The 22412-nt window shown below is 67.4% G+C and carries 20 protein-coding genes; 6 read left to right on the top strand and 14 right to left on the bottom strand.

Annotated features, from left to right (window positions below):
• Positions 1-152 precede the first annotated feature (152 nt).
• Complete coding sequence (locus tag VQ042_RS03085) at positions 153-941, bottom strand: SDR family oxidoreductase (protein WP_331815403.1); 789 nt, start codon at positions 939-941, stop codon at positions 153-155.
• Positions 931-1878 carry a dihydrodipicolinate synthase family protein gene (locus tag VQ042_RS03090; RefSeq protein ID WP_331815405.1) on the bottom strand — a complete coding sequence of 316 codons (948 nt, stop codon included), beginning with the start codon at positions 1876-1878 and terminating at the stop codon, positions 931-933. The genes VQ042_RS03085 and VQ042_RS03090 overlap by 11 nt, the downstream gene beginning before the upstream one ends.
• Before the next feature lie 242 nt (positions 1879-2120).
• Here VQ042_RS03090 and VQ042_RS03095 point away from each other — a divergent pair, with 242 nt between their 5' ends.
• Positions 2121-3713, top strand: coding sequence for a gamma-glutamyltransferase family protein (locus tag VQ042_RS03095; protein WP_331815407.1), 1593 nt, complete (start codon positions 2121-2123; stop codon positions 3711-3713).
• Positions 3714-3782: 69 nt separating this feature from the next.
• Here VQ042_RS03095 and trhA read toward each other — a convergent pair whose 3' ends face one another.
• The gene (gene trhA, locus VQ042_RS03100; protein ID WP_331815409.1) at positions 3783-4436 is read right to left on the bottom strand and encodes a PAQR family membrane homeostasis protein TrhA; all 654 of its coding nucleotides are present in this window, start codon (positions 4434-4436) and stop codon (positions 3783-3785) included.
• Between the two features lie 223 nt (positions 4437-4659).
• Between trhA and VQ042_RS03105 the strand changes: the two genes are divergently transcribed.
• Positions 4660-6492, top strand: coding sequence for an acyl-CoA thioesterase (locus VQ042_RS03105; protein ID WP_331815411.1), 1833 nt, complete (start codon positions 4660-4662; stop codon positions 6490-6492).
• Positions 6493-6515: 23 nt separating this feature from the next.
• Here the strand turns inward: VQ042_RS03105 and VQ042_RS03110 are convergent, their stop codons facing one another.
• From VQ042_RS03110 to VQ042_RS03125, 4 genes are all read right to left on the bottom strand, one after another.
• On the bottom strand, positions 6516-8855 hold the full coding sequence (locus tag VQ042_RS03110; protein ID WP_331815415.1) for a putative bifunctional diguanylate cyclase/phosphodiesterase: 2340 nt from the start codon (positions 8853-8855) through the stop codon (positions 6516-6518).
• Between the two features lie 303 nt (positions 8856-9158).
• Entirely contained in the window at positions 9159-9824 is a 666-nt protein-coding gene (locus tag VQ042_RS03115; protein WP_442880017.1) for an OmpA family protein, read from the bottom strand.
• A gap of 184 nt (positions 9825-10008) precedes the next feature.
• On the bottom strand, positions 10009-11040 hold the full coding sequence (locus tag VQ042_RS03120) for an aspartate-semialdehyde dehydrogenase (RefSeq protein WP_331815422.1): 1032 nt from the start codon (positions 11038-11040) through the stop codon (positions 10009-10011).
• Between the two features lie 242 nt (positions 11041-11282).
• Entirely contained in the window at positions 11283-12182 is a 900-nt protein-coding gene (locus VQ042_RS03125; protein WP_331815425.1) for a mechanosensitive ion channel family protein, read from the bottom strand.
• Between the two features lie 260 nt (positions 12183-12442).
• Here VQ042_RS03125 and leuB point away from each other — a divergent pair, with 260 nt between their 5' ends.
• Positions 12443-13558 carry a 3-isopropylmalate dehydrogenase gene (gene leuB / locus VQ042_RS03130; RefSeq protein WP_331815428.1) on the top strand — a complete coding sequence of 372 codons (1116 nt, stop codon included), beginning with the start codon at positions 12443-12445 and terminating at the stop codon, positions 13556-13558.
• 283 nt (positions 13559-13841) lie between these two features.
• On the opposite strand, the gene VQ042_RS03135 is transcribed toward leuB, so the two are convergent.
• A complete protein-coding gene (locus VQ042_RS03135; RefSeq protein WP_331815430.1) occupies positions 13842-14456 on the bottom strand; it encodes a hypothetical protein in 615 nt (204 codons plus the stop codon).
• Between the two features lie 148 nt (positions 14457-14604).
• On the bottom strand, positions 14605-15210 hold the full coding sequence (leuD, locus tag VQ042_RS03140) for a 3-isopropylmalate dehydratase small subunit (protein WP_331815434.1): 606 nt from the start codon (positions 15208-15210) through the stop codon (positions 14605-14607).
• A 136-nt stretch (positions 15211-15346) separates the two neighbouring features.
• Here leuD and VQ042_RS03145 point away from each other — a divergent pair, with 136 nt between their 5' ends.
• From VQ042_RS03145 to VQ042_RS03155, 3 genes are read left to right on the top strand one after another with little or no spacing between them, the layout of a single operon-like run.
• Positions 15347-16231, top strand: a complete 885-nt coding sequence (locus tag VQ042_RS03145) for an HpcH/HpaI aldolase/citrate lyase family protein (RefSeq protein ID WP_331815436.1) — start codon at positions 15347-15349, stop codon at positions 16229-16231.
• On the top strand, positions 16228-16434 hold the full coding sequence (locus VQ042_RS03150) for a DUF1737 domain-containing protein (protein WP_331815439.1): 207 nt from the start codon (positions 16228-16230) through the stop codon (positions 16432-16434). The genes VQ042_RS03145 and VQ042_RS03150 overlap by 4 nt, the downstream gene beginning before the upstream one ends.
• Before the next feature lie 53 nt (positions 16435-16487).
• Positions 16488-16730: a hypothetical protein gene (locus VQ042_RS03155; RefSeq protein WP_331815442.1), complete on the top strand. Its 243-nt coding sequence runs from the start codon at positions 16488-16490 to the stop codon at positions 16728-16730.
• Here the strand turns inward: VQ042_RS03155 and VQ042_RS03160 are convergent.
• From VQ042_RS03160 to coxB, 5 genes are read right to left on the bottom strand one after another with little or no spacing between them, the layout of a single operon-like run.
• Positions 16676-17086 (bottom strand): metallopeptidase family protein, encoded by a 411-nt coding sequence (locus tag VQ042_RS03160; protein WP_331815541.1) that lies wholly within the window; start codon positions 17084-17086, stop codon positions 16676-16678. The genes VQ042_RS03155 and VQ042_RS03160 overlap by 55 nt on opposite strands.
• Positions 17087-17094: 8 nt before the next feature.
• Entirely contained in the window at positions 17095-18354 is a 1260-nt protein-coding gene (locus VQ042_RS03165) for a c-type cytochrome (protein WP_331815444.1), read from the bottom strand.
• Positions 18354-18731, bottom strand: a complete 378-nt coding sequence (locus VQ042_RS03170; protein ID WP_331815446.1) for a hypothetical protein — start codon at positions 18729-18731, stop codon at positions 18354-18356. The genes VQ042_RS03165 and VQ042_RS03170 overlap by 1 nt, the downstream gene beginning before the upstream one ends.
• A gap of 9 nt (positions 18732-18740) precedes the next feature.
• Positions 18741-21302: a cytochrome c oxidase subunit I gene (gene ctaD / locus VQ042_RS03175; RefSeq protein WP_331815448.1), complete on the bottom strand. Its 2562-nt coding sequence runs from the start codon at positions 21300-21302 to the stop codon at positions 18741-18743.
• Positions 21299-22360, bottom strand: a complete 1062-nt coding sequence (coxB, locus tag VQ042_RS03180) for a cytochrome c oxidase subunit II (protein ID WP_331815451.1) — start codon at positions 22358-22360, stop codon at positions 21299-21301. Before coxB ends, ctaD begins: the two co-directional genes overlap by 4 nt.
• Positions 22361-22412: the final 52 nt, after the last annotated feature.

Here is a 22412-nt window from a genome sequence, read left to right on the forward strand (position 1 = left end):
GATCGTCTATGACCCGTCGAGGGGCCTCATGCAACGTCGGGGCCCGCACGAGGGGTTAGTCAGCTAACGGCCAGGACACATTGCGGGCGGCACGCCTGCCGGACACCGGTAGGCGAAGCCTTGCGACCTCGCCCGCCGGGGATCTGTGTCCGTCAGACCGACTTGGTGGCACCGCCGTCGCAGCGCACGACCGAACCGGTGACGTAGCTCGCCTTTCCGGAGACGAGGAAGGTCGCGACCGCGGCGAACTCCGCCACGTCGCCGTAGCGCTTGGCGGGGATCGCCAGGCGCGACGCCTCGCGAACCTCCGCGACCGGCTTGCCGGACTTGCTGGCATTGGCGTTGTCGAGCTCGTCGACGCGCTCGGTGTGGATGCGGCCGGGCAGCAGCATGTTCACGCAGACGCCGTCGCCGGCAACCTCGTTGGCCAGCGACTTCGACCAGCCGACGAGCGCCGAGCGCAGCGTGTTCGACAGGGCAAGGTTGGGGATCGGCTGGAGGACGCCGGACGAGGCGACGGTCAGGATGCGGCCCCAGCCCGCCTCGCGCATGCCCGGAAGGACGCGGTTGGTCAGGTCGATGACCCGCTGCACCATCATCTGGAACTGCGTCTCCAGCACCGCGACATCCATGCCCACGGCGCCGCCCGGAGGCGGTCCGCCGGTGTTGTTGACCAGGATGTCGACGCCGCCGAGCTTGTCCTGCGCGGCCTGGTGCAGCATCTCGGGGAAGGCCGGATCGGCGAGGTCGGCGGCGATGAAGTCCGCCTTGCCGGCGCCGCGCGCGTTGATCGCCTCGCAATTGGCCGCGAGCTTGTCGGCGCTGCGGCCGCACAGGAGGACGTTGGCGCCTTCCGCCGCCAGTGCCTCGGCGATGCCGAGGCCCAGACCGCGCGAGGACGCCAGGACGAGGGCGCGCTTGCCGTTGAGATCAAGATCCATGGCCGAGCCTTTCCAGTTTGATTTCGGTGCGTTTCATCAGCCGGTCGATGTCCGTGTGATCGGCCGGAGAGAGTTTCGGTCCCGGCGCGCGGACGCGGGCCGAGGCGATGGCGCCACGACGGCGCAGCACTTCCTTGCGGGCCGCCAGGCCGAAGACGAGCTGCTGCTCGTAGCGCAGGATCGGCAGATAGGCGTCGAACAGGTCCTCGGCGCCGTCCACGTCGCCGGCATGGTGGCGGCGGACCACCTCGACCAGCATTTCCGGATAGGCAAAGCCGGTCATGGCGCCGTCGGCGCCGCGCTGCAGCTCCTGCGGAAGATACAGGCCACCATTGCCGCACAGGATAGACATGCGCGGCGTGTCCGCCGTGCCGGACTTGGTGCGCACCGCGGTGACCTTGGCCAGCCCCGGCGAATCCTCGTGCTTCAGCATGACGATCTGCGGGTGGTTGCGGGTCAGCGTCAGGATCGTCGCGGAGGAGACCGGCACGCCGGTGGTCTGCGGAAAATCCTGGAAGCAGATCGGCACGTCCGCGCCGAGCGCCTCGCAGACCTGGCCGAAATAGTTGATGATCCGGTCCTCGATCGCCGGCCCCGGCGTCGGGGCGATCATCACGCCCGCCGCAGCCGCGCCCATGGCGAACTCGGCCAGCCGCTGCATGTTGTCGATGCCCGCGCCCGAGGCGCCGACGATGACCGGGATGCGGCCGTCGATCCGGTCGAGGACGCGCCGGGCAAAGGTGCGGGTCTCCTCCTCGGTGAGCTTGTTCGACTCGCCCATGATCCCGAGGATCGTCATCCCGTTGACGCCGCTGTCGAGGTAAAAGTCGACCAGAGTGTCGGTGCTGGCAAGGTCGAGGGCGCCGTCCTCGGTAAAGGGCGTCGCGGCGATGATGAAGACCCCCCGGCTGTCGCGGTCGATCAATGTGGCTGGCACGGTGCGTGTTCTCCCTGGCTGTGGTCTGCGGCCGGCATGGCGGCTTCCCGAAACCGGCCGGCATGCGGGTTTCCTGCGACAGGGCGTAGCCGCCCCCATGATCGCATGCAACCTGCGCCCGCCTCTCGCCGGCACTTGGACGACCCAACCATGCCGGTTGCCACAGACGCCGGACGCGGGGCATCCTCGCCCGGCTGGGCTCAAGGGGTCCGGCTCGCCGACCCGAGGAGGAACAGTCCCGCATGCGCTTTCGTCACGACACGCTCTACGCGTCCCGCCGCTCGCCCGTCTTTGCCCGCAACATCGTCTCCACCTCGCAACCGCTGGCCTCCCAGGCCGGCCTGTCGATGATCGCCAGGGGCGGCAACGCCGTGGACGCGGCGATTGCGGCGGCGGCCGTGCTGGTGCTGGTCGAGCCCACCGGCAACGGCCTCGGCAGTGACGCCTTCGCCATCGTCTGGGACGGCATTGAACTGCATGGGTTCAACGCCTCGGGCCGCGCGCCGATGGGCTGGAGCCCGGAGCGCTTCGCCGGCCTGACCGAGATGCCCATGCGGGGCTGGGACAGCGCGACGGTGCCGGGCGCCGTCGCCGCCTGGCGCGACCTGTCCGAGCGCTTCGGCAAGCTGCCCTTCGCCGACCTCCTGGCCCCGGCGATCGGCTATGCCGAAGACGGCTTCCTGGTGTCGCCGATCATCGCCGAATTGTGGGCGAGGGGCGCCGAGATCCTGGCCGAGCAGCCCGGTTTCGCGGAACATTTCATGCCCGGAGGCAAGACGCCCGCGGCCGGCACGCTCTATCGCAGCGCCGATCTCGCCCGCTCGCTGCGGCTGATCGCAGAGACCGGGGGTGACGCCTTCTATCGCGGCGAACTCGCCGAACGCATCGCCGCCTTCGCCCGCGAGAGCGGCGGCGCGATGACCGAGGCGGACCTGGCCGCCCACGAGAACGAATGGTGCGGCACCATCCGCCAGGATTACGGCGGCGTCGACCTGCACGAGATCCCGCCCAACGGGCAGGGGATCGCCGCACTGATGGCGCTCGGCATCCTGAAGCATCTGGGGCTCGAGCGCTTCGCGCCGGACAGCGCCGAGGCGCTGCATTTGCAGATCGAGGCGATGAAGCTCGCCTTCCGCGACATGTGGGCCTACGTGGCCGATCGCGAGCACATGCGCGAAATCGAAGAAACGCATCTTCTTGATCCCGGCTATCTCGAACGCCGCGCCCGGCTGGTCGACCCCGAGCGGGCACAGGACTTCAAGGCCGGCGCGCCGAAGGAGGGGGGCACGGTCTATCTGTCGGCGGCCGATGCCGACGGGATGATGATCTCCTTCATCCAGTCCAATTATGCCGGCTTCGGCTCGGGCGTCGTCGTGCCGGACACCGGCATCAGCCTGCAGAATCGCGGCGCCGGCTTCTCGCTCGAAACCGGCCATCCCAACGAGGTCGCCGGCGGCAAGCGGCCCTTCCACACCATCATTCCCGGCTTCCTGATGAAGGACGGCGAGCCGCTGATGAGCTTCGGCGTGATGGGCGGACCGATCCAGGCGCAGGGGCACGTGCAGATGGTGCTGCGCACGCAGCTCTGGGGCCAGGATCCGCAGACCGCGGTCGACGCGCCGCGCTGGCGCATCGTCGAGGGACTGGACGTGGCGGTGGAGGCGGCGGCCGGCGACGACGTCATCGCCCGGCTCGCGGCGATGGGCCACCGCATCAGCCGCGAGATGCCCGACACCTCCTACGGCTTCGGGGGCGCGCAGCTCATCCACCGCGTCGAGGGCGGCTATGTCGCCGGCTCCGATCCGCGCAAGGACGGCCAGGCCGTCGGGTTCTAGACGGAGTATCGGCCGGGACGGGCGCTCAGGCAGGGTCCCACCCTGCCGGACGCCGCATTCCAGCGCCGGTCAGACGGTGATCAGCGTGGAATCCCAGACGGCGACGAAGTGGATGGCCGCGGCCGCCACGACAAAGGCGTGCCAGATCGCGTTCTGGAAGCGCAGCCGCGTCATGATGTGGAAGATGACGCCGATCGAATAGACCAGCCCGCCGGCCACGATCAGCCAGAGCACCTGGGCGGGCAGTTGCGTCGACAGATGATCGTAGGCCACGATCCCGCTCCAGCCCATGGCGAGGTAGAGCAGGATCGACAGGCGATCGAACTGCCCGGGCCGGACGATCTTCAGGCTGATGCCCACCGCCGCAATGCTCCAGACCCCGATCAGCAGCCACCATGTGCCGCTGCGCACGAGGAAGGGCGTGTAGGTGCCGGCGATCAGCAGATAGATCGCCGAATGATCGAACCGGCGCAGCATCCACTTGATCCGCGATACCGGCCAGACATTGTAGGCGGCCGAAACGCCGATCGAGAACAAGAGAGTCGCCAGATAGACCGTGACGGCGACGAAGGTGCCCGCCGGAACCTCGCCCACCATGCTGATCAGGAACGCGATGGCCCCGGTCAGCGCGGCCACCACGCCGACGGCATGGACGGCCGCGTCCGCCCGCAGCTCGGTGACGGAATAGGTCCAGCTGACGGCGCCGGGGTGTACGTCTGGCATTTTGTTACTCGTTCGTCCGGCGATCCACGGCCGTGTGCTTCGGATCGGTCTCGTTGCCGACTGTGACGGCGCATTTGGCGTCTGGGGATGCGACACGCGGTAGCGCCGTCATCCCTTTGCCGCCCAACTTCGGTAGTATTTGAATGGTTGCCGGGATTTGTTAAGCGAATCTGTCCCGCCGGGCGCACACGCGCCCTTCGCGGTATCGGGGATGTGATGCGTAATGACCCAGTTTCCACCTCTCAAGGCCATCCTTTGGGCACCGACGATCGCCCTGTCGTGGCTCTGGGGGCTCGGGTTCTTCTACGCCATCCACGTCACCCTGACCCATGGCTGGCTCGCCTTCGTCGCCTTCGCCTCGGCCAACGTCACCGGATTGTTCCTGTTCGGCTGGATTCTCGGGTCACCGGACCGTGACGCGGCGGCGATCTTCCGGCAGGTGCAGAGCGCCTATGGCGGCATCTTTCTTCTCTGCCAGCTCGGCGCCGTGGCCCTGACCATCTTCGGCTTCGCTGCCTATCTTTGGCAGCCGCTCTTCGGCGGCGATGCAGCGATCATGCTCGCGCTGCTGGTCCTGATGGGCTGTGCCATCGGCCACGCCCTGCCGCTGGCCCGGCTGAAATTACTGCATGTCGCGTTTCTCGTCGTCGGTGTGGCGGCCGGCGGCATCGCGCTGGCCGGGCTGCCCGCAGCGGCCAACCTTCCCGCAGTGCCGCTCGCCGCCTTCGACCCCACCTTCTTCGGCCTCGTCCTGCCGACCCTCGTCGGCTTCCTGCTCGGCCCCTGGATGGACGTGCAGCAATGGCAGCGCGTCCTGGAGATCCGCCGCGAGGGCGGCTCGGTGCGCCTTGCCTATGGCGCCGGGTCCCTGCTCTTCTTGGCGCTGCTGGGCCTCAACGCGCTTCTTGCCGGCGCGGCGGGGCTGCTGACCATCCCGTCTGTCGATGGCGTCGCCCAGGTCCAGCCGGCCGTTGCGCTGGCGCTGGCCGGGAGCGGCGCGGGCGCCGCGACCCTCGCCTATCTCGTCTGGTCGGTGGTCGCAGCGGCGACCACCATCGACAGCTTCTACGTGGCGACTCGCTGGCATCTGGCCGCCCTGACCGAGCGCAGCCTCAGCCCGCTGCTTGCCTTCGTTCCGGCCGGGCTCGTCTCGTCGCCGCTCTGGCTCGTGGCATGCGCGGCCGCCGTGGCCGGCCTGGCGTTGCAGGCAAACCTGTCTCAGCTCATCCTGATGCTGCCCTTTGCAACGCTTCTGGTGGGCGGCGCGGCCTGTCTCGTCTGCGAGGTGCTGGGGGCGCGGCGCCGCTACGACCCGGTGCTGTGCTACCTGATCGGCCTCGCCGCGATGCTGGTCTTCCTGATCGGCCACGTCGCGCCGATACCGGCTTTCGTCGCGGGAGCGCCGCTGATCGCCCTGATCGGGGCATTTCCGATGATCGGGCATCTCCTGTTCGGCGCGCCGCCCGCCGCCGCAACTGGGCTGGTTCCGGCGATGGCGGTGCCGGCGAGGGTCGAGCTGGTACCGCGTGACGAAACCCTGCCGACCCCGGCCAACACCGCGAGCCTGTCGCATGGCTTCGACGGCCAGACCTTCGTCATGAAGCTGATGCCGACCTATGACGACACCAATTCGGTCGGCAACGTGTACTTCGCCAATTACGTACGCTGGGTCGGCAAGGCGCGGGAGCTGTTCTTCAACATCTGCATGCCGAATTTCGACCTGAAGTCGACGAGCTACTACGTGCTGACCAAGTCGTTCAATCACGACTTCCGCCGCGAGGCGAGCGAGTTCGACCCGGTGACGGTCCGCATCAGGATTGCCCGGCACAACCGCAAATTCGTCACGCTCAGCCACGAGATCCACAGCGAGAGCCAGGGCCTGCTGGGACGCGGCGAGCAGTCGCTGATGTTCGTCGACACCGAGCACCACCGGCCGCTCGACATTCCGCGCGACATCGTCAGCGGCTTTCTGCCCTACTGGCCGAAGGAATCGCCGCATCTGGCGGACACGCCCGATCTCGCCAGCCTGGCGTCCGCGCAGCAGCCCGGCACCTGACGCGAGCCCTCTTCGGCCAGGCGTCATGCCGCGTGGGGGTTCACCAGGTTCAGCCGCGGCTTGCTGATCAGCGCTTCGGCCTCCTCGGCCGGGACCGGGCGGCTGTAGAGATACCCCTGGAACTGATGGCATCCCTGCTCGGCGAGGCAGTTCTGCTGGCCGATGGACTCCACGCCTTCGGCCGTCACGGTCATGCCGAGACTCGTGCCGAGCTGCACCACCGCCCGGATGATGGCGACATCCGTCCTGGCGTCGGGCAGGTCGCGGACGAAGCTGCGGTCAATCTTGATCTTGGTGAAGGGCGCCCGGCGCAGATAGCTGAGGCTCGAATAGCCGGTGCCGAAATCGTCCAGCGACAGGCTGACTCCCATGTTGCGCAGGGTCCGAAGGATGTCGAGGATTTCCTGCGTGGCCTCCAGGAACACCGATTCGGTGATTTCCAGTTCCAGCCGCTCGGCGGCCAGGCCGCTTTCCTGCAGCGCGTCCCGCACGATCGCCACGACGTCGCTGTGGCGGAACTGGATGGGCGACAGATTCACCGCCACGGTCAGATTGGACGGCCAGGAGGCCGCGATCCGGCAGGCTTCGCTGATTACCCACTGACCCATGGGGATGATCGCGCCGCTCTGCTCGGCCAGCGAAATGAACTCGTCGGGCGGCACCAGCCCGCGGGTCGGATGCTGCCAGCGCAGAAGCACTTCGAAACCCTCGATGGTGGCGCCCCTGGCGGAGACCTGCGGCTGGAAATGCAGGACGAATTCGCGCCGTTCGAGGGCGCCGCGCAACTCGCCCGTCAGCGTCCGGCATTCCTCGATCTGCTCGTCCATCACCGCTTCGTAGAAGCGGAAGCCGCGGCCGCCTTCTTCCTTCATCCGGTACAAGGCGACATCGGCGCGGCGCATGACCTCTTCCGAGCCGTTCTCCGGCGCGGTGGCGATGCCGATGCTGACGCCGACGGAAATCCGCAGATCACCGATCCGGTAGGGCGCGCTGATCCTGTCGACGAGCTGGCCGGCCAGTTCCGCCGCCATATCGCGGTTGTGGCCGTCGGCGACGATGGCGAATTCGTCGCCCGCGAGACGCGCGACGGTCAGGGCAGGGCCCGTCAGGTTCGACAGCCGCAGGGCCACGTTCTTCAGGAGGGCATCACCTACACCGTGGCCGAAGGTGTCGTTGACGCTCTTGAACGCGTCGAGATCAAGGCGCAGGACCGCGAAGCGATTCGCTTGCGGGTCGCCGCTGCACACGTCCGACAGCTTCTTCTGGAAGAGCGAGCGGTTGGGCAGCTCCGTCAGCGCGTCATGGCTCGCCAGATAGGACAGGCGGTCGTCCGTCAGCTTCTTCTGCGTCACGTCCGAGCCGACGCCACGATAGCCGGAGAAGCGGCCAGCGGTATCGATGATCGGTTTGCCGCTCAGTGCCCACCACCGTTCGGTTCCCGAGACCTCGACGGGCAGGACGATGTTGCGGAACGGCAGGCGTGCGCCGAGCGAAGACCACAGCATCGCGGCAGCCGGGGCCTGGCCGGTGCGCGCGGGCGGCGGCAGCAGCTTGCCGAGCGGCTGGTCCTGCAGGTCCTCGACGCGGGCGTCGGCCACTTCGCCGAAGCGCGTCGAGACATGACGCAGGCGCAGGTCACGATCGGTCTCCCACAGCCAGTCGCTGGCATTCTCCTCGAAGTCGTTGAGCAGCAGGTTGGTCAGTTCCTGCTGCCGTTCGAGCTCGACCTGCGACGTCGCCCGCATGGTGACGAGGCGGGCGAGATGCACGATGGTCTCGTAGATGAAGCCGGAATAGATTGCCAAAAGGATCGCGACGAAGATGTAGAAGGCCTCGCCGGTCGATGCGAGGGCGATGAAGGACCCCACCACGATCGGGCCGGAAAAGCTGATCGCCGCACGCGGCACGACCGCCAGGCCGATGCCGGTCGCGATCAGGCCGGCGCAGGTCGAGGCGATGAGAAGCCGGCCGTCGGCGTCGGCCCGGGCGAACAGCATCAACGGGATCGATCCCACCAGAACGCCCGAGACGAACGCCAGCCGGACGAACCATTCGACATAGCCGCTCTCGACCCGCTGCGGCTTGGCCGTGCTGCGCCAGCGCCAGCACCGCTCCAGCGCGATGGCTGCCGCCGGCAGCGCGAGAAGCTGCAGCGTGGCGAGATAGAGCGCGATGTCCGGGTGCCAGAACAGATAGGTGACGACCTGGATGACGCTGACGCTGGTGATCACCGTGAAGGGCGCCAGGCGAAGGGCGAAGTCCAGCTGTTCGACCCGCACCCGTTCCTGAAGCTGCAGCTCAAGCGGGCGCGGCCTGCGATCCATGTCGATCAGATAGGAAGCCAGAGCCCTGAACAATTCCATCCATCCTGCCGCCGCGGGGCGGGCTGGTTTCGGGCACAACAACGGATCATCTTAGTCGCGAGCCATTAACAATGTCTGAAGGCGCGTCGCAGCCGAAGCGAGAAGGCGTGATGGGGGACGGGATTGGATCGACCGCGAGTTGTGAGATGCAACCATCCCATGCGCCATGGTGACCGCATGCTTCCAGCTCGCCATGCAGGCGTATCCTGCTGACCCGGTTTGCCGGCACCTGAAACGGCCGAGGCCGCCCGGTTGCCCGGACGGCCTCGATCGTCACCCATGCTGTTGCCGGCGGCGGCCGGCTCAGCCGGACGTCAGGGGCGAGATCGCGATCTCGACGCGGCGGTTCTGGGCGCGGCCGGACTCGGTGTCGTTGGAGGCGATCGGCTGGCCTTCGCCGAAGCCCTGCGTATTCAGGCGGCGCGGGTCGACGCCCTGCGACGACAGGAACTGGCTGACCGACCCGGCGCGCTGCTGGGACAGCGTGAAATTGTAGCCGTCCGAGCCCTGGCTGTCGGTATGGCCGTAAACGTTGACGATCGACTTCTCATATTCCTTCAGGACCAGCGCGACCGAGCTCAGCGTCGGGTAGAAGGCCGGCAGGATCGAGGACTGGTCCGACGGGAAGGTGATGTTGGACGGCATGTTGAGGATGATGCGGTCGCCGACGCGGGTGACCGACACCCCGGTGCCGCGCAGCTGTGCCCGCAGCTTGGCTTCCTGGTCATCCATGTAGGCGCCGACGGCGCCGCCGCCGAGCGTACCGATGCCGGCGCCGATCAGCGCCGCGCGTCCGGCGTCGACGCCGGTTGCGCGGCCGACCAGATAGCCGCCGAGCGCCCCGACGCCGGCTCCGATGCCGGCGCCGCCGACGGTGTTGGAGAGCTTCTGCTCACCGGTATACGGATCGGTGGTGCAGCCGGCGAAGGCGACGGTGAGTGCGAGGGCGAAAGCGAGCTTCTTCATCAGAGATAGTCCAGCCTTGTGGAGCGGGCGAGGCCCGCGCGAAATGTCCCGGTCCGATCGCCGTTAGACAGCACAGATGTCTGGAATGTGGCTGGAACGGCCTGCCCACGCTGTCGTGGGCTTCGAACATGATGTTTGAAGCGACGCGGCCGCCGGATAGAACCGGGCGGCCGCATCGCGGATTGCGTCAGGCAGCGTCGCGCTGCTTCAGGAGGCCGCGATTGACCAGCAGCTCGGCGATCTGGACGGTGTTGAGCGCCGCGCCCTTGCGCAGATTGTCCGACACCACCCAGATGTTCAGGCCGTTGTCGAGGGTCTGGTCCTCGCGGATGCGCGAGATGTAGGTCGCATCCTCGCCGGCCGATTCGTAAGGGGTGATGTAGCCACCGTCCTCGTGCTTGTCGATGACGAGGCAGCCCGGCGCCTCGCGCAGGATGTCGCGCGCCTCGTCGGCGGTGATCGGCTTCTCGAACTCGATGTTCACCGCCTCGGAATGTCCGATGAAGACCGGCACGCGCACCGCGGTGCAGGTGACCTTGATCTTCGGGTCGAGCATCTTCTTGGTCTCGGCCATCACCTTCCACTCTTCCTTGGTGGAACCGTCTTCCATGAAGACGTCGATATGGGGAATGACGTTGAAGGCAATGCGCTTGGTGAACTTCTTGCGCTCGATCTCGTCGGCCACGAAGACCGCGCGGCTCTGCTTGAACAGCTCGTCCATGCCTTCCTTGCCGGCGCCGGAGACCGACTGGTAGGTCGACACCACGATCCGCTTGATCGTCGCCGCGTCGTGCAGCGGCTTCAGCGCCACGACCAGCTGCGCCGTCGAGCAGTTCGGATTGGCGATGATGTTCTTCTTGGTGAAGCCCACCACCGCATCCGCGTTCACTTCCGGCACGATCAGCGGCACGTCCGGGTCGTAGCGATAGGCCGAGGAATTATCGATGACGATGCAGCCGGTGGCGGCGATCTTCGGCGACCATTCCTTGGAGATGTCCCCGCCCGCCGACATCAGGCAGATGTCCGTGCCATTGAAATCGTACTGGTCCAGCGAGACGATCTTCAGCGTCTTGTCGCCGAAGGAGACTTCCGTTCCCTGGCTGCGGCGCGAGGCCAACGCCACGATCTCGTCGGCGGGAAAGCCGCGCTCAGCCAGGATTTCCAGCATTTCGCGCCCGACATTGCCGGTAGCGCCGACGATGGCGACCTTGTAACCCATGGGATGAATCCTTCGCTCTCCCCGCTCGATCATCGCACGCACGCTTCTGCGCCCCGGGGGAGACCAGCGGGGCAGGCGGCGTCAGAATGTCGACGGTTTGACGGTGCAGCGTACGGACATGACGGCGATATGCGCGGATGCGCGGGGCTTGTCAATTGCACGGGCCCTTCCCGGGGCGGTCGCGCGCGCCTCGTCGCGGCTTGCGGGAGCCCGGTTTGCCTGTGGACGCGGGCACCGCCGCCCTACGCAGCCTTCTCGCGGGGCCGCGCCGATTCGCGCAATTGCCGGGCGATCTCGTCCCAGGCGCGCTGTTCGCCGGGCTTGACCGCAGGCGCCGCGCCGAGCCCGTCGAAGACCTCCAGCGTGATGGCCTGCTGCAGGGCGCTGGCGTCCTGGACGAGGCAGTAGAGCATGACGTGGTACTGCAGCTTCCCGAGGTCGGAGGTACCGACCGTCACCTCGTAGCCCGGTCCCGCGACCTCCGCGCCCGCCTTGCCGCCGGCCAGCCGATGGAAGCGCGTTGCCCGGTCCAGATCGTCGGCCAGCGCCGCCTCTGCCGCGGCCTCGATCCGCGCCACCGTCTCGCGTACGGGCACCGGGGCCTCGAGGGTCAGGGTGAAGCGATGCGGGAAGAAGTGCCGCGGCTGTCCGCCCACCCGCACCGGCCCGGTGAGCAGGATCGCGTTCGGCAGCATCACCACGCGCCCGGTACCGGAATGGCCAAGATGGTGCGGCGGCAGCTCCATGATCGTCGTGGAGAACAGCCCGTGGTCGATCACCTCGCCATGGATGCCGTTGATGTCGATGCGGTCGCCGACCTTGAAGAGATGGCCGCCGAAGCGCAGCACCGAGCCGGCGACGCACATGATCAGCTCCTTGGTCGCCACGACCAGCGCCACCATGACGGCGGCAAGCGAGAACAGGAGGTTCTGGATCTCGCTGAGCCAGATGCCCAGAAGCGCCACCGCCAGCACCGCATTGGTGATCGCGCGGATGGTGAAACGGCGCCGGCGCGCCTCGATGGGGTCGGCGCGGCGGGTGGCGAACCACTCGACGCCCCAGCGCAGGCTGAGGCTCACGACGAGGATCACGAGGCTCAGGAGCAGATTGTCGGCGATCCGGGACGGGATGAAGAACGGCACGGGATACTCCATGGCGTCGCCGGGCGGCGAGCCCTTGCGGGCTGCCTTGCGATCGCCGACGTTTCCTTCGTATCGCTCGCTTATGGTCCCGGGCGGTTAACGGGCCCTTGACGGAACAAGGCCATTTCGCGGCATTTGCGGACGGGATACTCGGTGCGGGAACACCAACGGGAGATGCCGGCCTTCGCCGACAGGGTGTCCACCGGCGTCCTTTGGTGTAAAGCCGGCGCGATGACTGGCATGACGGAGGATACGCCAAGATGACGACCCGCAAGCTCCTGCTGCTGCCCGGCGACGGGATCGGCCCCGAAACGACGGCACAGGTCGAGAAGCTGACCGCGCTCATGAACGAGACGGTGGGCGCCGGCTTCGAAACCGAGACGGCGCTTGTCGGCGGCTGCGCCTACGACGCGGAAGGGGCGCCGGTGTCCGACGCGACCATGGCGCTGGCCATGGCCAGCGACGCGGTGCTGTTCGGCGCGGTCGGCGGGCCGAAATGGGACGGTGTCGAATACGACAAGCGTCCCGAGGCGGGTCTCCTGCGGCTGCGCAAGGACATGGAGCTCTTCGCCAATCTGCGGCCGGCGATCTGCTATCCGGCGCTGGCCGGCTCGTCGTCGCTGAAGCGCGAAGTGATCGAGGGTCTCGACATCCTCATCCTGCGCGAGCTCACCGGCGGCGTCTATTTCGGCGAGCCCAAGGAGATCATCGAACTGGGCAACGGGCAGAAGCGCGCCATCGATACCCAAGTCTACGACACCTACGAGATCGAGCGCATCGCGCGCGCCGCCTTCGATCTTGCCCGCACGCGCCGGGGCAAGGTGACGTCGATGGAAAAGCGCAACGTCATGAAGTCCGGCCTCTACTGGAACGAGGTCGTGACGCGGATCCATCGCGACGAATATGCCGATCTGGAGCTGGAGCACATGCTGGCCGATGCCGGCGGCATGCAGCTGGTGCGCGCGCCCAAGCAGTTCGACGTCATCGTCACCGACAATCTCTTCGGCGACATGCTGTCCGACATCGCCGCGATGCTGACGGGCTCGCTCGGCATGCTGCCCTCCGCGTCGCTGGGGGCCGCCGACGCGGTGACCGGCACGCGCCGGGCGCTCTACGAGCCGGTGCACGGCTCGGCGCCGGACATTGCCGGCAAGGGCATCGCCAATCCGCTGGCGATGATCGCGTCCTTCGCCATGTGCCTGCGCTACTCGTTCCAGATGGTGGACGCGGCGGACGCCCTGGAGGGCGCGATCGCCGATGTTCTGGACTCCGGCGTGCGCACCGGCGACATCATGGGCGAGGGATGCCGCCAGGTCGGCACCGACGAGATGGGCGATGCAGTGGCGGCGCGCTTCCGCGAAAAGCTCGCCGGCTGAACGACGGGAAGACCGGTCGCTCTGCGCGGCGGCGACGCAACCCGACGGGGACATGTGCGTTTCTTGTCCAAGAGCACGCCAAACAGGAGCGCAGGATGATCAAGAGTATTCTGAAGACCATCGTCGTCGGCTGGATTGCCAAGAAGTTTCTCGGACGTGGCGAAACGCCCCGTCGGGGACCGCGCCGGGCGTGACCCCGCCGAATTGATGATGATGTCCGGACGGCCGGCCTCGCAAGGGGTCGGCCGTCTTGCGTTGCGCGGGCGCCGACGGCCCGCGCCCGCTACATGTGCTTCGTCAGCTTGCTGCGCAGAAGCTTGCGGTCGCGGCGCGTGCGCAGCTGAATGGTTTCCACCGTGTCCGGCGCGATCTGCCGGTCGCCATTGTCGTTCTTGTTGACCGCGAACCGACGCGTGGCACCGACCGGCATCCGCTCGGTACCGTAGAGCGCGACCACCGTGAGTTCGAAACTGGTGATCCTGTCCTTCCGGGTGAACTCCGGGTCGGTGCTGGTGATCTCCTGCAACAATTCGTCGAAATGCCCCAGATCCATGGAACGGCCGGTGCCGAGACTGCCCTGGCGCATGGCCGCATGCGGATTGTCGCCGAGGTCTTCGGGCAGGTCGCGCAGATCCGTCAGCGTGTATTCGCGCGTCTCCTCTCCGGCCTGGACGGTGGCGAGGAGGCTCGTCACATAGACTTCCTCGGCGCCCATGTTGGTGACGAGGCAGCGCGAACGGATGCCGTGACCGGCGCCACGGGTGATCAGGATCGAGGACCGGCGCTGGTGGCGGTAATTGTTGACGATGATCTGCAGGTAGACGGCCCAGACGCAGAGCATCGCCGCATTGATGAGGACGTTGAGCAGGCCGCTGTTTTCGGACATCCAGTTGAGCATGCCGACCATTCTCCTTCGGGTTCCGGTGGAGCCCGCGACCAGCCACGGCGCGGGATGCCCGGGCTAACTGCCGTCGCCGCAGCCTGCGGCAACGGCCGGAATGGTCAGCCGCCTACCGGCCTTGGCCGGGAGACGACGGCGCGGCAGGTCAGGCCCAGGGGCGGCGTTCGGCCAGCGCCTGCTCGTACGAGCCGATGGACTCGGCCTTCTCCATGGTCAGGCCGATGTCGTCGAGCCCGTTGAGCAGGCAATGCTTGCGGAACGGGTCGATCTCGAAGCTGATCTCGCCGCCGTCCGGACCGGAAATGGTCTGGGCCTCCAGGTCGATCGTCAGGCGCGCATTGGCGCCGCGCTCGGCGTCGTCCATCAGGAGTTCGAGCTGCTCAGGCGTCACCTTGATCGGCAGGATGCCGTTCTTGAAGCAATTGTTGTAGAAGATGTCGGCGAAGGACGTGGAGATCACGCAGCGTATGCCGAAGTCGAGCAGCGCCCACGGCGCATGTTCGCGCGACGAGCCGCAGCCGAAATTGTCGCCCGCCACCAGGATCTCGGCATTGCGGTAGGCCGGTTTGTTGAGGACGAAATCCGGGTTCTCCGAACCGTCGCGGTTGAATCGGGATTCCGCGAACAGGCCGGCGCCGAGACCGGTGCGCTTGATCGTCTTCAGATAATCCTTCGGAATGATCATGTCGGTGTCGACATTGATGATCGGCAGCGGCGCCGCGATCCCGGTCAGACGGTCGAATTTCTGCATGATGTCCATCCCCTTGTGACGCCGGATATCCTCGGATGCGGGAGATAGCATGCCGGTGCCCGCAGGCAAACTTGCGAGGGACGACGAGCCTGCCGGGCAATTGCCTCGCGCGGCTGAATCGGCCATGACATCGGCCATGACCTCATCCTATCGCCCACGCCGCTCGCTGCTCTTCGTTCCCGGCGCCAATGCCCGCGCGCTCGAGAAATCCACCGGGCTCGACGCGGACGGGCTGATCTACGATCTGGAGGATTCCGCCGCCCCGAACGAGAAGGACGAGGCGCGCGAGAGACTGCGTACGCATCTGGCGGCTGGCGCCTTCCAGGGGGAGCGCATCGTGCGGATCAACACGCTCGACACGAAGTGGGGCACTGAAGATCTGCTGATGGCGCGCGGCGCCGGCGTCGATGCCATCCTGCTTCCCAAGGTGGAGAGCGTGGAGATGCTGCGCGAAGCGGCCGACGCGCTGGCCGAAACGGACGCGCCCGACACGCTGAAGCTCTGGGCGATGATCGAGACGCCGCTCGGTATTCTGGACGTCGGCGCGATTGCCGCCGCCGGCCGCCGCCACCGGCTTGGCGTCCTCATCGTGGGGCCCAACGACATCGCCCTGTCGACGGGCATCGAGCCTGGCCCCGACCGGGCGGAACTGCTGTCCTGGATGATGCAGATCGTCGTAGCGGCGAAGGCCTATGGCCTGGCCGTGCTCGACGGCGTCTATGCCGATTTTCGCAACGAGGCAGGCTTTGCCGGCGAATGCGCGGCCGGACGGCGCATGGGCTTCGACGGCAAGACGCTGATCCATCCCGCCCAGATCGGCGCCGCCAACGCGGCCTTCTCGCCGACGCCCGAGGCCATTGCCTGGGCCGAGCGGATCGTCGCCGCCTTCGCCGAGCCCGAAAACCGGGACAAGGGCGTCCTGCAGCTCGACGGCCGCATGGTCGAGCGGCTGCATCTGATGCAGTCGAGGGCGCTCCTCGAGATGCGGGACATCATCGCCAATCGGGGGACGACGGCATGACACTCTATCGGTTCCTGTCCGGCCCGGACGATTCCAGCTTCTGCCACAAGGTCTCGCTGGCCCTGTCCAGTGGCTGGGAACTGCACGGCTCGCCGACCTACGCCTTCGACGCCGCATCGGGCATGATGCGCTGTGGCCAGGCGGTCACCAAGGTCGTCGAGGGGCGGGACTACGACCCGGCGATGAAGCTCGGCGAGCAATAGCGACAGGACTCAAGGGAGGCGGTTCGAGGCGCAAGGCCAGCCGCCATGCCGCCATGCCCGACAAGACGAAGCGACATCTGGAATCGGCCCTCGGCTACGGAATCGGCTGTGCCGTCCTCGGCGTCGTGGCGCTCATCGGCCTGGCGATCTTCGGGCTCGTCGCCGTCGCCATGCCGATGACCCTGTCGATCGTCCTTGGCACGCTCTCGGTGCTGGCGTTTCTGGGCTGGCGCCGACGGCGTCAGGCGACCGATTCCTCCAGAGCCTCCATGTCGTCGTCCGACAGGCCGAAATGATGCCCGATCTCGTGGATCAGGACATGCGAGACGAGGCTGCCCAGCGTCTCCTCGTGCTCGGCCCAGTAGTCGAGGATCGGCCGGCGATAAAGCAGGATCCGGTTCGGCATCTCGCCGGTGACCGGGCTGGCGAGATCGCCGATGGCACGGCCCTCGAACAGGCCGAGAATGTCGAAGGGGCTCTCCAGATCCACCTCCCGGACGACGTCGTCATCGGGAAACTCGGCGACGAAGAAGCGAATGTCGCCGGACAGCGCGCGGAATTCGGCGGGTAGCTCGCCATAGGCCTTGATAGCGATGGCCTCGATTACGTCGAGCCCCGGCGCCATCTGCCGTTCCCAGTTGCCGGGCATCATCCCATCGCTCACGGTCGGATCTCCTTCTCTGCGTCGTCGCCCGATGCGGTCTGGCCATACCAGGCGGAGACGGCCTCGATGTGCTCGTCGGTCAGGTGCTTGGCGATGTTGCGCATCACATGGGCATAGGCGGTGCCGCCGCGCTCGCCCTCCTTCCACAGGTGAAGCTGCGTGGCTAGGTACCATTCCGGCTGACCGGCGAGGCGCGGATAGGCGGCGTTGCGCAAGGTCTCGCGGTTGGGACCATCGGGCCCGTGGCAGCTTTCGCAGGCGGGCAGCTTGCGATCCGGCAGGCCGGTTTCGGCCAGCATGCGCCCCAGCGCCAGCAGGCCCTCGCGGTCATGAGGCGGCCCGGATGCCGCCGCCGGCAGCACGGTCTCCGCGGTCCCGGTCCGTAGCGGCTGGGTACCCGTTTCTGCGACAGCAGCCGCAACGATCGGCGTCACCGCCTCGGGGCCCTCCACGGCGGCGTAGTGCCTGGCGAGTCGCTCCAGCACGTCAGCCTCGTAGCGCCGTGCCGGCGGCTGCATGAAGCCGCTGGCACGCTTGCCGGCGGCATAGGCGAGGAGACTGGCGTAGAGATAGTCGGCCGGCTGGCCGGCCAGCACCGGGAAGGTGCCGGCGGGACCGCGCCCATAGCCGTCGCGGCCGTGGCATCGGGCGCAGTCGGCCAGGGCGTCCGCGAAGGCCGGATCGGCGTCCACGCCGGTCTCGGCACCCGCGTCGGCGGCGTCGCCGCCCGAAAGGGCCAGGTCGCGATAGGCCGCCGGCGGCATGCCGGGCAGGGCGCGCAGGAAGGCGACCTGGGCCCAGATCTCGTCACTGCGGTGCTGGGTGGGCCAGGCCGGCATGCCGGTATATTTGATGCCGTGCTGGACGATCCAGAACAGCTCCCGGTCGGACCATTCCGGGATCCGGTCCTCGAGGCGCGGCGGGTGCGGCGTCATCGACAGGACGACCGGCGACTGCTTCTCGGTCGGGCTGGCGTGGCATGGCGCGCAGCCGGTGGCGAAGTGTCCGGCGCCCCGCTTGACCAGCGAGGGGTCCGACAGATCGAGGTCGTCGGGGATCGTCACCGCCAGCGACTGCTTTTCGGCGGCATTGCCCATGACCCAGTGCAGGAACCAGCCGACAGGCGCGAAATGGCCCGAAGAGGCGGCGATCGGCACCATGCCGGACCATCCGACCGCGAAGGCGGCGAGAACGCCGGCGGCCCCGGCGAGGCCGATCCGCTTCCAGGTCAGGACGAAGTCGATCCGCTTGCGCATTATCGGCAATCCGCGATCATGATGGCGGGCAGGACGCTGAAGATGACGCCGATGAAGGACAGCGCGGCCAGGAGCAGCGTCGAGAACTCGAAAAACCGCTCGCGGTCCTCCGGCGTGTTCTGGTCGTGGCGATAGCCGCCACCGTAGCGCGACCAGTCCCGCCAGGCGCGCCTGAAGCCGTAGGCGATCACGATCAGCGACAGGAGCGTGACCACGCCGATGGCGATCCGCGCGGTGGTCAGGTCGTCGAACAGCCAGTTCTGCGGCGCGCAGGCATAGGCTGCCACCGTATAGCTGAACAGGAAGTGCAGCGCCCAGACCAGGGGCGCGGCGATCAGCGTCCACAGATTGTCATAGGTGCGTTTGTCGACCGACATCGTCGCCTCCTAGACCAAGAGCGGGAAGAGCGAGATCGTCACCACCGTCGCCAGCGCGGTCACGCCCATGAAGTGCCAGTAGAGGGCGACATTGTGGATATCGATGTCGAAGACCGGGGTGAGCTTGCCGGCCAGCGAGCGGGCGAGGCAGTAGAACAGCATGAGCGCGCCGACCGCACCATGGGCGGCGGTCCAGATGACCAGCGTCCAGACGATCGCCGGATGGACGTGGACCGTCGGGTCCATGCCGGTGGAATAGGGCGCCCAGACCAGCGCCGCCGACGCCGCGAGGCTGAGCGCGGCGCCGCCGCCCATCAGGAGACGCGACAGGCCGACGCGTTCGCGGTTGTTGGCGATAAGCGCCAGCTGGGGCGCGATCCACGCCGCGGCGAACAGCCCGAGCGCGATCAGCGGCCAGAGGAGCCCCGGCCCCTGCGAGACCGGCGGCGGGAAGTCCGCATGGATGGTGAAGAAGAAATAATAGCCGAAGGCCAGTCCGGCAAAGGCGGTGCCGTCGCCGATCATGGTGATGAACATCGCCCACCAGCCGACCGAGTGCGGGCCCGAAGTGTAAAGCGGCAGCGACAGGCCACGCCCGACATCCTTCGACATCTTCTCCGGGATCACGGCCGTGCCGCGCCATAGCCAGACAATGATCGCCGCGGTCGCCAGCACCATCGCGGCAATCGTCAGGTACCAGTAGTGGAACGTGGCGAGGATGAAGACGGCGCCGAGGAACATCGCTGCCCAGAAGGTCATGAAGGTCGGTCCGGGCACGCGCAGGCACTGGATCGGCCGCCCGTCGAGGACGCTGGTCACGATGGTCTCGCGCTTCATCTCGACGGCGTCGGGCAGGTAGAAGCGCCCCTTGTCGACATCGTCGATGAAGTTCGGCTGATCCCAGATCGGGTAGCGCGTGGTGACCAGCGGGATCGAGCGCGCGCCCCAGTTCTCGCCGGGCATCTCGCCCAGCCATTCCAGCGTGCCGGCGTTCCAAGGATTGCGCCTGGCGTAGGGCTCCTTGCCGCGCGGCCGCAGGACGTCGGCCACGACCACGAGGAAGCCGGACGCGAAGATGAAGGCGCCGATCGTCGAGATCAGGTTGGGAATCTCCAGCCCCAGCGCCTCCGGATAGGTCCAGACCCGTCGCGGCATGCCCATCAGCCCGGACCAGTGCATCGGCATGAAGGCGACGTTGAAGCCCACGAACATCAGCCAGAAGGCGATCTTGCCGAAGCGGTCGGACATCTTGCGGCCGCCGATCAGCGGCCAGTAATAGTAGACGCCGGCGATCAGCGGGAACAGCATGCCGCCGATCAGGACGTAATGGAGATGGGCGACGATGAAATAGGTGTCGTGCGCCTGCCAGTCGAAGGGCGCCAGCGCGATCATCACGCCGGTCAGCCCGCCGATGACGAAGATCGCCAGGAAGCCGGAGACGAACAGCATCGGCACCGAATAGATCACCCGGCCGGTGAGCATCGTCGCCAGGAAGACGAAGATCTGGATGCCGGTGGGGATCGCCACCGCCTCGGAGGCGGCGGAGAAGAAGCCGAGCGAGATCGCCGGCAGTCCGGTGGCGTACATGTGGTGGACCCACAGGCCGAAGGACAGAAAGCCCGTGCCCACGGCGGCCAGCACGATCCAGGAATAGCCCAGGAGCGGACGCTGGGAGAAGGTCGGCACGATCATCGCCAGCAGCGCGATGGCCGGCAGGAAGACGATGTAGACCTCCGGATGGCCGAAGATCCAGAACAGGTGCTGCCACAGCATCGGGTCGCCGCCGCGGGTCGGGTCGAAGAACGGCCAGTTGAACAGCCGTTCGAGCTCGAACAGGATGTCCCCGGCGATCAGCGGCGGGAAGGCGAAGAGGATCATGCCGGCCACGACCAGCACGTACCAGCCATAGAGCGGCATCAGATTGAGCCGCATGCCCGGCGGCCGGCACTTTAGCGTGCCGACGATCAGCTCGACGGCCGCCGCGATCGAGGCGACCTCGATGAAGGAGAGGCCGAGGAGCCAGATGTCAGGGCCATAGCCGGGCGAGAACCGCTCCTGGGTGGTCAGCGGCGGATACATGAACCAGCCGCCCTCGGGCGCGGAATCAAAGAAGATCGACCCGCAGACGAAGACCCCGCCGATCAGGAAGCACCAGTAGCCGAAGGCCGACAGGCGCGGGAACGGCAGGTCGCGCGCACCCAGCATCTGCGGCAGGAGGATGATCGCCACGGCCTCGAAGATCGGCACCGCGAACAGGAACATCATCACGGTGCCGTGCAGCGTATAGACCTGGTTGTAGAAGGATGCCGTCAGGAAGTCGTTTTCGGGCACGGCCAGCTGGCTGCGGATCATCAGCCCGAGCACGCCGGCAAACAGCATGAAGGCGAAGGAGGTGGCGGTGTACCAGACCCCGACTTCGGTATTGTTGACCGCCGACCAGTAGCGCCAGCCCTTCGGCGCGGCCCACACCTTGCGCAGCCGGTCCTCCTGCTCGCGGCGGACGGCCTCGTCCTCCTGGTCGCGATCCGAAGCGCCGGTGAACGCCGGATTGTCGAAGGGTGTCTCGCTCATTCGAGGCTTCCCAGCCATTGGGCCATGACGGCGATTTCGGTGTCCGGCAGGACGCCGAAGGACGGCATCTCGACGCCCGGCTTGACGTGATCGGTGGAGTGGATGAAGCGGGCGATGTTGGCCTCGCTCGTCGGCAGCAGGCCGGCAGCGATGGTCCGGCGTGCGGCGACATGGGTCAGGTCCGGGCCGACGCGGCCGTTGGCCTTGGTGCCGCGCACCGCGTGGCAGGCGCCGCAGCCATTCTTCAGGAACAGGGTCCTGCCTGGATGGTCGGTCACGGCGGCGGGGCGGGCCATGGCCGCGACATGGGCGTCGTATTCGGCCTGCGGCACGACCACGACGCGCAGGCCCATCTGAGTGTGGGCGTCGCCGCAGAATTCGGCGCAGACGCCGTTATAGACGCCTTCGCGGGTCGGCTCGAGCACCAGCCGGTTCACCCGTCCGGGGATTGCGTCGGTCTTTCCGGCGATGGCCGGGACCCAGAAGGAGTGGATCACGTCGGGGCTGCCCAGCAGGATCTCGCTGCGCCGCCCGAGCGGCAGCCACACTTCGTTGGCGCTTTCGACGCCGCCGACGGGCAGGCTGCGCACGACGCCGGTCTCGCCTTCGACATCGTAGGAGACGCGCCACCAGAACCGTTCGCCCGAGACCGCGATGGTGGGCCCGTCCGCCGCGCGTCGCAGCTCCGGCATCATTGCGAGGCCCCAGATCAGCAGCCCGGCCAGCACGACGACGGGAAAGACGCCGCCGCCCCAGACGATCAGCCGCAATCCGGTCTTCTCGCTGTGGGCGCGGGGCCGCGTCTTCGTGGCGTAGATGCCGAGCCCGATGACGAGCACCCAGATGGCGACCGAGCCGACCAGCATGACCCAGAAGAGGAACTCGACCGCGCTGGCCTCTGCCCCGGCACCCTCGAAGACCGATTGCGGTCCGGCGCAGCCGGCAAGGAGTGCAAGGCCTGTCAGGGCCAGAAGCCGGACACCCCCGGACAGGAGCGATCGCGCGGACGACCGGCGGAAAGGCGGAGACCCTCTCGTGAGCGGCCGCGGTGCCGGCATGGTCGTCCTTTCGATATGGCGCGGTCGCCGGGCAGAGGGCGCTCATGGCGGT

Origin of the sequence: Aurantimonas sp. A2-1-M11, assembly GCF_036549475.1 — a bacterium.
Lineage (GTDB): Bacteria > Pseudomonadota > Alphaproteobacteria > Rhizobiales > Rhizobiaceae > Aurantimonas.

Bases quoted from the DNA above. Each gene is read 5' to 3' on its own strand.
- leuB (WP_331815428.1), top strand. From the start codon at position 12,443: ATGACGACCCGCAAGCTCCTGCTGCTGCCCGGCGACGGGATCGGCCCC.
- VQ042_RS03155 (WP_331815442.1), top strand. From the start codon at position 16,488: ATGCCCGACAAGACGAAGCGACATCTGGAATCGGCCCTCGGCTACGGA.
- VQ042_RS03105 (WP_331815411.1), top strand. From the start codon at position 4,660: ATGACCCAGTTTCCACCTCTCAAGGCCATCCTTTGGGCACCGACGATC.
- coxB (WP_331815451.1), bottom strand. From the start codon at position 22,360: ATGCCGGCACCGCGGCCGCTCACGAGAGGGTCTCCGCCTTTCCGCCGG.
- VQ042_RS03110 (WP_331815415.1), bottom strand. From the start codon at position 8,855: ATGGAATTGTTCAGGGCTCTGGCTTCCTATCTGATCGACATGGATCGC.
- leuD (WP_331815434.1), bottom strand. From the start codon at position 15,210: ATGCAGAAATTCGACCGTCTGACCGGGATCGCGGCGCCGCTGCCGATC.
- VQ042_RS03165 (WP_331815444.1), bottom strand. From the start codon at position 18,354: ATGCGCAAGCGGATCGACTTCGTCCTGACCTGGAAGCGGATCGGCCTC.
- VQ042_RS03135 (WP_331815430.1), bottom strand. From the start codon at position 14,456: ATGCTCAACTGGATGTCCGAAAACAGCGGCCTGCTCAACGTCCTCATC.
- trhA (WP_331815409.1), bottom strand. From the start codon at position 4,436: ATGCCAGACGTACACCCCGGCGCCGTCAGCTGGACCTATTCCGTCACC.
- VQ042_RS03085 (WP_331815403.1), bottom strand. From the start codon at position 941: ATGGATCTTGATCTCAACGGCAAGCGCGCCCTCGTCCTGGCGTCCTCG.
- ctaD (WP_331815448.1), bottom strand. From the start codon at position 21,302: ATGAGCGAGACACCCTTCGACAATCCGGCGTTCACCGGCGCTTCGGAT.
- VQ042_RS03120 (WP_331815422.1), bottom strand. From the start codon at position 11,040: ATGGGTTACAAGGTCGCCATCGTCGGCGCTACCGGCAATGTCGGGCGC.
- VQ042_RS03170 (WP_331815446.1), bottom strand. From the start codon at position 18,731: ATGTCGGTCGACAAACGCACCTATGACAATCTGTGGACGCTGATCGCC.
- VQ042_RS03145 (WP_331815436.1), top strand. From the start codon at position 15,347: ATGACCTCATCCTATCGCCCACGCCGCTCGCTGCTCTTCGTTCCCGGC.
- VQ042_RS03095 (WP_331815407.1), top strand. From the start codon at position 2,121: ATGCGCTTTCGTCACGACACGCTCTACGCGTCCCGCCGCTCGCCCGTC.
- VQ042_RS03160 (WP_331815541.1), bottom strand. From the start codon at position 17,086: ATGATGCCCGGCAACTGGGAACGGCAGATGGCGCCGGGGCTCGACGTA.
- VQ042_RS03150 (WP_331815439.1), top strand. From the start codon at position 16,228: ATGACACTCTATCGGTTCCTGTCCGGCCCGGACGATTCCAGCTTCTGC.